The following is an 11,042-nucleotide window of genomic DNA, read 5'->3' on the forward strand; positions in this document are numbered from 1 at the left end:
TTTAATTTTACCACTGTAACTAATATTGTAACAGTCTATCTTGAGATTTTCTTCAACAGCCCTCTAAAAAATAACTGAGATTATTTTGTCCTTGCTATATTAAGTCACAGGGTTTTTAAAATTATGAAGGATTTTTACAAGAAAAGTAGAATTATATAAGTAAAAGTCGAAGAGGAGGATCAGTATTATGGAAAAAGAATTAAATGTTATTAAATTTGCCATGAGTATGGAACTGGAAGGTGAATCCTTTTATAGCAACTATTCCAAGAGTGTTAAAAATCCAGGTGCTAAAGACCTGTTTGAACAGCTTACAAAGATGGAAGAGGCACATTACAAATATCTAAAAGCTCAGTATGATAACCTCTCCAATGGTAAGCAGGTAGACAAGCCAGTTAGCGATTTTGAGAGTCCGGAGCTATTCAATAAGAGAATGGAACAGCAAGGTACGGCATCATCTTCTTTTGAAACCAGCACCTCTGATATAACGCTTTTAAGGATGGCCTACCTAATAGAAAATGACTTTATGGACTTTTATAAAAAGGCTGCAGAAAATGTTGACGATGCCGGTGTGAAAAACCTGTTTTTAAGTCTGGCTGAATGGGAAAAAGGCCATAGGGAAGCCTTAGAAAAGCAATATAAAGAGATATTTGAATCAAACTGGTATAACATGGGGTTTTATCCATTTTAAAAAGAATAGCCACAAAAGGCTATTCTTTTATCAATACTGCCCTTATGGGGCTTGCCTCAGCCCCTTCTATTTTTAGAGGAAGTCCAACAAAGAAATATTCACCAGGTTCCACTAAATACAGGTCAAGTCCTTCCACTATTGGAATGCCAGCACCAAGAAACACCTTGTGTACAGGGAAATCGTCATTTATATCAACTGTTATATAGTCAAACCCAAAGGCTTTTATTCCCTTATCTCTCAAATACTCCGCTGCCTCTCTTGTCAAATGTGTAAAGTGGTCTATAAGTTTTTCTCTATGAATATACTCCGAGTTATCAGTCTTAATTATTAGAATATCCCCTTTCTCTATTTCAAACTCATAGAGGTCTTTAGGTCTTATGACTTCAGTATTCTCAATATAAAACAGCTTTGCTTTTCCGCAAAGTTTGTCTATACCAAGCTCATTTACAGGTTGACCGTCTTTTATGAAGTGTTTTGGAGAATCCACATGTGTGCCACAGTGAGAACCTATAGCAAACATGGAGAGAATATATTCAAACTTATCTGTCGTATTATTGAGCCACTTTAAATTAAAGTGAGGGTCTCCCGGATATACAGGCATACCCTGCCATATCCTCATGCTTACATCATAATAATTCATTTTCCTAATTCAGACAGGTATTTTTCTGCATTTATTGAAGCTATTGCCCCATCCGACATAGCAGTCACCAGCTGCCTTACACTTTTTCTTCTTACATCTCCAGCTGCGAAGACACCAGGTATATTTGTCCTCATCTCTTCATCCGTCAATATATATCCATTTTCATCAAGCTCAATAACTCCCTTAACAAATGCAGTATCAGGTACATTGCCGATAGCTACAAATATGCCGTCCAGTTTTAGTTCTTTTGTCTCACCGGTTTTTAAATTTTTTACAATTGCTCCTTCTACAAACTCATTCCCTTTTATTTCTTCTATCACGCTGTCCCATATAAATTCAATCTTTGGATTCTTAAAAGCCCTCTCCTGTTCTGCCTTTGTAGCCCTAAGCTCATTTCTCCTGTGTATTAAATATACCTTTTCTGCATACCTGGTCAAAAAAACGGCATCCTCTACTGCCGTATTGCCACCTCCCACCACTGCAACTGTCCTGCCATTGAAAAAGGCACCATCACATGTGGCACAATACGACACCCCCATACCCCTGAGACGTTGTTCGCTTTCAATGCCTAACTCCCTCGGATATGCACCCATAGCCAGGATGACCGTCCTGGCTTCATACTGTTTATCTCCAACAGTAACTTTCTTAGGACTGGAATTAAAATCCACTGAAGTTATTTCACCATATGTTATATCAACACTATATTTCTTCACCTGTTCTTCCATTTTCATTGCAAGGTCAGGTCCTGAAATAGACAGATACCCCGGATAATTTTCAATGTTATATGTGGTCGCAGCCTGACCACCCAGTGCCTTCTTCTCAATTATAAGGGTTTTTAAGTTCGCCCTACCTGAATAGAGACCGGCAGTAAGCCCTGCAGGCCCCCCACCTATTATTATCACATCATACACAATAACCACCTCCATTTACTTAATTGACTGTTTATATTATATATGATATACCCTAAATATACAAAGTATAGATTAAAATGTAAAAAAATAGACAAATAATTTGTTTGCTGCCTGTTCTTATTTTATATATCCCTTTCTCTTGAGTTTATCTATGTGCTCTTCAAGTTTTTCCTCAATGTTTATCCCGTATGTCTCTTCCATGACAAACATCATGGAGACAGCTACCTGTGCCACATCTAAGAGTTCAGTTGATATGCGGTCTATAACCTCTTTTTCGCTCATATCCACCCTTTCGCCGTTCAAGCCCCTGAATTTACCTATGGCCTGAGCCAATTCCCCGGCCTCTTCCATTAGTTTCAAGGCAGTGGACTCTATGCTTGGAGTGAGATTGTTGAGTTTTGGCAAACTTAATACCTTGTAATCACTATTTTTCATAAAATCACCTTTTCTATATGAATAATATTATTATATCAGGGAAACCTAATTAATAGAAGAGGCTTATAACAGCCGGGCCAAGACTGATATATGTTCTACGGGATGTATATTAGTCGGGCAAAGGTTATTATGGGTGGCATGATTCATACTAGCCGGAGCGAAGATTGCTACGTGTGTCGAGCTTATGCATATCAGTCTCTTGATTGATATGTGTGGGGCAGATATATATAGCAGTCGAGCCAAGACTATTCAGGGTGTCGATTAGATCTGGTAAAAATTGAAGAACAATTTTTAACTTTCTTCTGTTTCTGCAACAGCCGAAAGATTGTTGCAGGAGCACTAGATATCCTTAATAGTCGGTCAAAGGTTGATGATGGGTGTTGTAATTATCTGCTGCTGCCGAAAGGTAGTATCAGGTAGTGAGAATATCTATATCAGCCGGAGAGAAGGTTGTTATAGGCTTCTTCAGTTTAATAAAAAACCCGGGCAAAAACTTATCCCGGGATTTTTTTCTCCAACTTATCTATCCTCTTATACAGTTCAATCATTCTCTTTATAAGATTTTTTTCAGCCAGCGCCGTCATAAGCTGGTCCTGAGCGTGTATTACAAGGAAATTAGGTGTTTCGCTCGATTCACCCTGTACCAGCATGTTCTGGTATTCATGACCTGCATAAAACTCTTCGTCGGCTTTTTCCAGGTGTCTTTCAGCCTCATCGAAATTGCCACCTTCCGCAGCGTCCAATGCTTCATAGGCCTCACCCCGTGCATTGCCTCCGTGAAGCACCAGGTTGTATATTATCTGTTCTAAATCCATTCGCACCACCTTTTCGTTCATTGTTTTGTTGCTTTCTCAGTCTTTAGAAGCTGTGCTTCGTACATCTTAAAGAAGGGATAGTATATCAGCCCGGCAACAAGTAAGTCTACAAGCTGCAAAACTATGGCTTTCCAGTCGCCTCCGCTGGATATAAAACCACTGAAAAATACCGGCACAGTAAATGGGAGCTGCAGAAGTGGCCTGGCCACAATATTTGCGGCAAATGCGATATAATTTATTGTTACCACTACAGCCGGTGCAACCATAAACGGTATCATCAAAATTGGGTTTAATACAATTGGTGCACCAAATATTACAGGTTCATTTATATTGAATATAGCTGGAACAAAGGCTGCCCTGCCAATAGCTTTAAGCTGTGCCGATGCTGACAGTAAAAACATTATAACCAAAGGCCATGTCGTACCTGAACCACCAAGATGTGTAAACACATGGAAAAACGGCTCCGTTACTATTCCTGGAAGAGGCTGACCTGCAGCAGCAGCTTGCGCATTGGCTGCAAGCTGATTCATCCAGAATGGATAAGCTATGGAAGAAACCACATTCATTCCATGGATACCCAACGACCATAAAAGCATCATGAGGATTATCTCCGCCAGAGCTGCAGGATAACTGTTAGACGCTGATACCAACGGTTTAAACAGGTCTATAACAAGCTGAGGCAAGGTGATATGATAGTTAGCCCATACAATCCATTCAGCGCTCCATGCCAGTACAATCATAACAAACATAGGTACCAAAGCCATGAAGCTTCTAACAACATAGGGTGGCACCCCCTCAGGCATTTTTATTACCAGACCTCTCTGGTTGAAAAACCTCACCACAATAGCTGTTACTATGCCAACAATTATTGCAATAAAAAGACCTTGACCACCAAGATAATTCAGGGCGTCACCAAAACTAACCTTTGTGATGTCCTCCGCTGGGAAACTGGTTATCAAGAAGGCCAGCATGGATATTAAACCCGTTATAGCCTCGTCCTGATCCCAACGTGCGGCCAGGCTGTACGCAGTACCAAATGCAACCATAAGTGCCATTACACCAAATGTAAGGTTAAATGGTATCATAATCTGCCCCATAATTGGTTTTATGGCATTGGCCCATGCGTTTATCGGCCCCCAATTTAAGCCTGTAGGCGGGTTAGCTATTATAAGAAATATTGCACCGGTAAGTATTACCGGCAGTGCAAAACTGCTGAATGCATCACGTATTGCCTGAAGATATACGTTCTGAGCTATATTAGCCAGAACAGGCATTAATGATTCTTCCATCCATTTCATAAACCTGTTATTATTTAGCCTATCTCCATCCATTTACAGTTCCCTCCTCACTGGGCACTACCCTTTTTATTTGCAAGGTTGATTATTTGATCCAGTATCTTCTTACCGTCCATCACTGCAAAAGCCTGCATATCCACTACATCGACGGGTATATTGTATTTGCTGGCTATACCCTCAATCTCCTTTTTCAAGTGTCTAACCTGAGGCTCCAGTAATGCCACATCATATTTTTCTGCGTTCTTCTTAAACTCACCTGTACCACCGGCATCAACAACAATATCGAGCCCTTGTTTTTTAGCTTCATCAGAAACCTTCTTAGCAAGAGAGCTGGATGTTGCTCCCCAGCTGCATAAAATCACAGCATGTATTGACATGGATATCACCTCTTATCTTTTATTGTTTCCCTTCAAGGCTTTATTTTCCAAATCTATCATCTTTATAAACAGTTTTTGCATATAATAAACACACAGTGTAAAAGAAAACCCAAACATCATCACTATTGCCCCATGCCAGAAGTCAATCTTTACCATGGTATATATGGATGCACCGCCCCAAACACCAAGTAACAGCAGATAAAAAACTCTCAACTGCGTTTTTGCAATCCCAAACATTTACATTACCATCCTTTTTATCTCATCCAAAAATTTGCCCCTGATAGCCTCCTCAATGACATTCCTCAGTTGTTTGTTATCTTCTGCAGCATTAATTTTATCTATCAACAAATTATCCTCTATCAAGGAGACGCTGATATCTCCCATCACCTCAATCCCTTCTCTGTCTTCCTCTGGAGCCAGCATTAAAAAAGCGGTTTTAATGGTCTCATTTTCATTCAATAGGTTTTTCATGGTTACTTTACCTGTTATCCTTCCTACCATTACCAGAGGATATTTAAGGCTATCAATGGTGCAGTGGTATATTACAAACCCTCTCCCAGGTAATATTATTTTCCCAAGGCTTTCCCTGTTTAAAAGCCTCTCTTTTATTGCATCCTTGCTGGTTATTAAACTGCGTCTTGAAAGGCAAGACAATAACTCATCAATCAACTCTTCTGATGTTGTGCTGTTTAATTCTGTAATATCAATGCTGTCCAGCATATTTAACATGTGTCTGCCATATCTGGCTATATGCATGATGTCATAATCTTTCTTTGTCTTATATTCATGTACGCTTCTATTCATTATTAGGTCGGTGTTTAGAGCATTTTTTATTTTCTCTATGTCCTCACTTAACAGTAAAGGATTTACAACAACACTCTTTATATTCATATTGTTTACCGGTATAGTTGATATTATCAGGTCTATATCCTCGTTTTCTATCCCTTCTTTTAACTTTAAACTGGATACAGCATCCACAACATTGATCTGAGGAAACAACTGAAGCTTTGATAAAAGCATCCTGGATGTTCCTATGCCACTGGCACATACCACAAGGACATTGTACTTTCTCGTGTTTCTTTCTTTTCTCTCAATAGCAGCACCAAAATGCATGGCAATATAGCCTATCTCATCGTCTGGTATAGGTATACCTGACTCACTCTTAAGAACCTCGCACACCTTTTTTGTTTTTTCATATAGGTCCATGTATTTTGTCTTTATATCCTCCAGCAGGGGGTTGCGAATGGCCAGGCCTGTGGACAACCTGTATAAAGCAGGCTCAAGATGGGTTAACAGGCCACTCCTTAGAAGTTCATCGTCTTTAAATGACGTACCAAAAATTTTCTCAGCCTCACTTATCAAAGAGTCTGCTAAATCATTAAGCTCGCTCCTATTACCTGTGTCCACATTGGCTCTGTATCTGGCCCCACGCAGGTGCACTGTTATATATCCTATCTCACCCTCAGGAATTTTAATCTTTAGCTCATCCTCAAGATACCCTGCAAGTGCCATGGCATAAGCATATTCTTCAGTATCCCTAAGTTCATTTAGTTTATCTGTCTCTATCTCTATACTTTCACCAGACTCAAGTCTTTTTATTGCCAGTGCCAGATGTATAATAAGCCCCATATATGAACTCTCTGCAATATAAAAGTCCAGTTCATTGGAAAGCATGGCAACAGATTTCTCAATGGCAACAACAGTTTTCTGGTCAATAACATCCAAAAAGTGACTATTAAAACTCAAATCATTTTTTGTCCTCTCAGGACTAGCCTTGTTCAAAAACTCAACAAGGGATTCTGTATCTATATTTTCATACAAAAAATCAGTAATAGCTTTCCTGAAGTCACTCTCGTCCCCGGTAACTGAAACACCAAACCCGGGCTTTGTAACAAGTAAAAGATTATGAGCTTCAAACCACTTCTCCAATTCTTTCAAGTCATAGCTTACAGCTGCTACCGATACACCAAACTTTTTTGCAAAATACTCAAGCTTTATAGGCTCCTTCAACTGGAGCAGTTCAGACAATATCAAGGTCCTGCGCTTATCAGCATCAAAGTCCAGTTGAACACCAAGCAAATCCATCCTTAGTTTTTTCAGATTGTTTGTCTCGCCCTCAAGCGTTAATCTTTCTGATGAATTTAATATGGCTATCCCATAACTTCCTATTGCTTTATTAATTGCATTGATTTCCCTATATACTGTCCTTCTGCTGACATCATATCTATTGCATATCTTTTCAATGTTTAAACTTTCACCTTCAATTAATTTATTTAAAATCTCAAACTGACGTGCACTCAGTTTAATCATGGTGGCCACCTTCTAAATGACATAAATTTAATAATTATTTTTTACCACACTTATAATTATATATCCAAGATTATAAAATTCAACAATAAGATATATAAGGCATGGCAGACCATGTGTGACATAAACTTAATTACTTCAAACATTAAGGAAGTCTCACAACGAAATGACCAAGTTTAATCACCTTTACAATATTTAAAGATATGAGAAATTGCGCTTTTATCTCCTGTAAAGAGGCTTGAATCTGAAACGGCCAATATCATCACTTCCTCATTTTTGGGCATAAAAATACCGCCTCGACCTTATAATGTCTTAGCGGTTTTGCTTTATATTATACCGTTTTAATGCCAACACTTTTAAGTATTTCAAGATTTATTTTGACTGTTATTCTCAAATTAAATTAGTCCAAAACTATCAAAATTTCTCAGATTAAATAATCCTGTGATAAAATTAATGCTAAACCAACGTGAGAATTATTTCTCACATTACTTTAGCATTAATTTTATGGAGTGATTTTTATGCAGATGATTTTCCATGTAGGGGATACTGAAGAATATTTGCATAAGGGCAAGGATTACAATTTCCCGGAGCTGCCAGACATATGCCCTCATCCTGACTGTAAGAGCAGGGCAAGATTAAAAAACATGGCTTTTATTCCCGGTGCCATTCAGATGGGTCAGGATATATTGAGGTAGCCATAAGAAGATATATATGCCCTGTATGCAGTAAGACTGTCTCATCCCTACCCGATTTCTGCCTTCCACATTTTCAGTATTCTATTGACTTGACTGTAATGTCAGTTAACGAGACTATGTCAAGAGATACAATCATCAGCTCCTTTATCGCCAAGCTGAGAGAATTTTCTCCATATACGGTGTTTTCAAGGCAGCATATATATTTCTATACCAGAAGGGTAATTGATAATCTCGGCTTTATCATGTATGGATTACGTCAGATAGACCCATGCATAAAGTTTTCTAATATCCCAAATGATAGGATGAGGGCCAGAGAGATCCTTGACATTTTAGGTAGCAGCATTCCTATCTTCTCCCAAAGATTCTATACTGCCTGTCAGAAATCATTTCTGGCCCCTCTCACATAATTTTAGCACTGAGATCATTAAATTAAAATGGGCATCAGACAATAAGAAGCTGGTTATCTCAATACTTCAGGGGTGGGATAGAGGCATTGAAACCCGGCTACAGGAGCGACCGTGGCAGATACAGAAAGATAGATACTGTTCTTTCGGAGAAGATAAGGCAAAAAAGGATAGAAAACCCCAATATGACAGGTAAACTCCTCTATGAGACACTCATAGGTGAAGAGCTGATATCCCCTGACAAGTTATCAATGTCCACATTCTATAGATTTTTAGAGGACATGCCCATAAGCTGTAATAATGAGAATGAAAAAGAAGGTAAGACAAAGAGGTTCTCCTACGAGTATATAAACGAACTGTGGCAGACTGATGTCATGTATGGACCATATATAAAAGAGGGTAAGACAAAGAGGCAGACATACCTTATCGCATATATCGATGATGCCTCAAGGCTGTGTACCTATGCCAATTTTTACTATGCCCAAAGTTTCTTATCCTTGAGAGACTCATTTAAAGAAGTGGTACTTAGAAGAGGCATCCCTAAGATGCTATATACAGATAATGGTAAGATATATAGAAGTAGTCAATTAGCGTATATATGTGCCTCCATAGGCACTACACTAATCCACGCGGAGCCTTTCTCTCCAAATTCTAAAGGGAAAATTGAGAGATTTTTCCATACGGTGAGAATGAGGTTTTTGAGTATTGTTGACCCTGCATCCATAAAGAGTATAGAAGAGCTCAATATGAAGTTTTTAAAATGGCTGGAGGATGACTGCAACACAAAGGAACATAGCAGCATAGGCATGAGTCCTTTAGACTTCTTTATGTCCCAGATATCCAGGATAAACATGTAAGGGATATAGATGCCTTAAATGAATGCTTCCTCATAAGGGTGAGCCGGAAGGTAAACAGCGATGCCACCCTTCAGGTGGAAAAGATGCTCTATGAGACTGATGAGAGGTTTTCCGGTATGCGTTTAGAGGTAAGGTATGACCCTACGTGGCTTAAAGGCAATGTACCACTTCTCCTCTATCATGAAGGAAAAAGGGTTGGAGAAGCTTATCAGGTAAACCTATATGACAATGCAAAAATACCTTTAAGACACCATGGAAACCGAAAAGGCTCAAGTAAAGACAATATTTATGACGGAAATACACCCATAGACAGTATGGATGGTTCTAAAGACCAATCAATATCCTTTAACGATATTATCGATTGAGGTAATAAAATTATGTTTACACAGTGCTACCAGGGGTGTACCCAGATTAATAAATAACCTGGTAACTACCTCACTCATCTATGCATATTCCAAAAAAACAAAAAGAGATAGATGAAGAAGCAATATACCAGGCACAAAATGAAATCAACATATGAGAGTAGTAACCCCTGCTGCTCTCATTTTATATCAAACTATCTTAAATGACAATAACAGATATTATCACAATTTAACTGCAATGCTAACTTAAAATGAAAAAGAGCCAAAACTGAGCCATGATAATTTGAGAAAAAATATGGTTATTCCTCTTAAGAGCGCCAGAGTAATTTGAGAAATTTTGGAGATTTAATCTGAGAATTGACAGTAAGCTAAAAACCTGTTGAACGTCACCTTTACTGTTGCCACCTGCATTGGTTTCAATTCCTTGGAGATAGGCTAAAAACAGCAAACGCAAGTTGCAAAACTACGAAGCGAATTTGGTTTCAATTCCTTGGAGGTAGGCTAAAAACAAAATATGGGCACAGGTGAAATTCTATGACTACTCATGTTTCAATCCCTTGGAGGTAGGCTAAAAACCTCCACCGCCATAATCAATCGTGAAACCCGAATCAAGTTTCAATTCCTTGGAGGTAGGCTAAAAACTGTTAATCCGCTTTTTTCTGCAATATCTTTTTGAGAGTTTCAATTCCTTGGAGGTAGGCTAAAAACTATATACTTTTTGCTGTGTTGATATTGACTTCCCTTGTTTCAATTCCTTGGAGGTAGGCTAAAAACTGGATATTTCCAGCTATATTTACAGTCCTGACACTGGTTTCAATTCCTTGGAGGTAGGCTAAAAACGTCCCATCGGGCTTCTGCACTCTCCACTGCCGTTCTGGTTTCAATTCCTTGGAGGTAGGCTAAAAACCCAAGAGAAATGTTCATTAAAATAAAGTGGATTTGTGTTTCAATTCCTTGGAGGTATGTACTGGCCCCCGATTATTTGGACTTAAACGACTAACACTCCTCGACTCACATTATTTCTTAAAATTTCTTCATAAAATTTGCTTGGCGTCATATAGCCCAGCGATTGATGGGGCCTTATAGTATTGTATTCCATTATAAACTTATCAAGTCCTTTTATAAACGAGCCATATCCTGCAAATTCATTTAGCATTATATACTCTTCCTTCAAAGTCCTGAAAAATCGCTCTATGTTAGGATTTCTCTCCGGGGATCTTACAGGTATTCGCTCGTGTAATATACCCTGGCGTTTG

12 protein-coding genes, 1 pseudogene and 1 CRISPR repeat array are annotated in these 11,042 nt (G+C 38.7%); of the genes and pseudogenes, 4 read left to right on the forward strand and 9 right to left on the reverse strand.

Features of this window, described 5'->3' with window-relative positions; translation table 11 throughout:
* Positions 1-187: 187 nt before the first annotated feature.
* Positions 188-688, forward strand: a complete 501-nt coding sequence (locus FWJ32_RS02550) for a ferritin-like domain-containing protein (protein WP_149544406.1) — start codon at positions 188-190, stop codon at positions 686-688.
* 19 nt (positions 689-707) lie between these two features.
* On the opposite strand, the gene FWJ32_RS02555 is transcribed toward FWJ32_RS02550, so the two are convergent.
* The 8 genes from FWJ32_RS02555 to FWJ32_RS02590 all read right to left on the reverse strand — a co-directional run bounded on the left by FWJ32_RS02555 (position 708) and on the right by FWJ32_RS02590 (position 7,471).
* Complete coding sequence (locus FWJ32_RS02555; protein WP_162523474.1) at positions 708-1,307, reverse strand: cyclase family protein; 600 nt, start codon at positions 1,305-1,307, stop codon at positions 708-710.
* 17 nt (positions 1,308-1,324) lie between these two features.
* Positions 1,325-2,239 carry a thioredoxin-disulfide reductase gene (gene trxB, locus FWJ32_RS02560; protein ID WP_149544408.1) on the reverse strand — a complete coding sequence of 305 codons (915 nt, stop codon included), beginning with the start codon at positions 2,237-2,239 and terminating at the stop codon, positions 1,325-1,327.
* Between the two features lie 117 nt (positions 2,240-2,356).
* Positions 2,357-2,674 (reverse strand): MazG-like family protein, encoded by a 318-nt coding sequence (locus FWJ32_RS02565; protein WP_149544409.1) that lies wholly within the window; start codon positions 2,672-2,674, stop codon positions 2,357-2,359.
* Positions 2,675-3,168: 494 nt separating this feature from the next.
* A complete protein-coding gene (locus FWJ32_RS02570) occupies positions 3,169-3,489 on the reverse strand; it encodes a PTS sugar transporter subunit IIA (RefSeq protein WP_149544410.1) in 321 nt (106 codons plus the stop codon).
* A gap of 17 nt (positions 3,490-3,506) precedes the next feature.
* Entirely contained in the window at positions 3,507-4,820 is a 1,314-nt protein-coding gene (locus FWJ32_RS02575; protein ID WP_149544411.1) for a PTS sugar transporter subunit IIC, read from the reverse strand.
* Positions 4,821-4,834: 14 nt separating this feature from the next.
* Positions 4,835-5,161, reverse strand: coding sequence for a PTS sugar transporter subunit IIB (locus FWJ32_RS02580; RefSeq protein ID WP_149544412.1), 327 nt, complete (start codon positions 5,159-5,161; stop codon positions 4,835-4,837).
* Between the two features lie 12 nt (positions 5,162-5,173).
* The gene (locus FWJ32_RS02585) at positions 5,174-5,398 is read right to left on the reverse strand and encodes a hypothetical protein (protein WP_149544413.1); all 225 of its coding nucleotides are present in this window, start codon (positions 5,396-5,398) and stop codon (positions 5,174-5,176) included.
* The gene (locus FWJ32_RS02590; RefSeq protein WP_149544414.1) at positions 5,399-7,471 is read right to left on the reverse strand and encodes a BglG family transcription antiterminator; all 2,073 of its coding nucleotides are present in this window, start codon (positions 7,469-7,471) and stop codon (positions 5,399-5,401) included. It abuts the gene before it with no gap.
* Positions 7,472-7,986: 515 nt separating this feature from the next.
* Here FWJ32_RS02590 and FWJ32_RS13540 point away from each other — a divergent pair.
* The 3 genes and pseudogenes from FWJ32_RS13540 to FWJ32_RS13805 all read left to right on the forward strand — a co-directional run.
* Positions 7,987-8,163, forward strand: coding sequence for a hypothetical protein (locus tag FWJ32_RS13540; protein WP_238988761.1), 177 nt, complete (start codon positions 7,987-7,989; stop codon positions 8,161-8,163).
* Positions 8,154-8,570 (forward strand): DUF6431 domain-containing protein, encoded by a 417-nt coding sequence (locus FWJ32_RS02595; RefSeq protein WP_238988767.1) that lies wholly within the window; start codon positions 8,154-8,156, stop codon positions 8,568-8,570. The genes FWJ32_RS13540 and FWJ32_RS02595 overlap by 10 nt, the downstream gene beginning before the upstream one ends.
* 35 nt (positions 8,571-8,605) lie before the next feature.
* Positions 8,606-9,789, forward strand: a pseudogene (locus tag FWJ32_RS13805) (DDE-type integrase/transposase/recombinase); the annotation flags it as partial.
* A 410-nt stretch (positions 9,790-10,199) separates the two neighbouring features.
* A CRISPR array of direct repeats spans positions 10,200-10,693; the repeat unit is 30 nt; unit sequence GTTTCAATTCCTTGGAGGTAGGCTAAAAAC.
* 81 nt (positions 10,694-10,774) lie between these two features.
* Here the strand turns inward: FWJ32_RS13805 and FWJ32_RS02610 are convergent.
* Positions 10,775-11,042 (reverse strand): integrase core domain-containing protein (locus FWJ32_RS02610; RefSeq protein ID WP_149544415.1); only part of this gene is annotated, 268 nt, incomplete at its 5' end.

Source organism: Calorimonas adulescens, from assembly GCF_008274215.1.
Classification (GTDB): domain Bacteria; phylum Bacillota; class Thermoanaerobacteria; order Thermoanaerobacterales; family UBA4877; genus Calorimonas; species Calorimonas adulescens.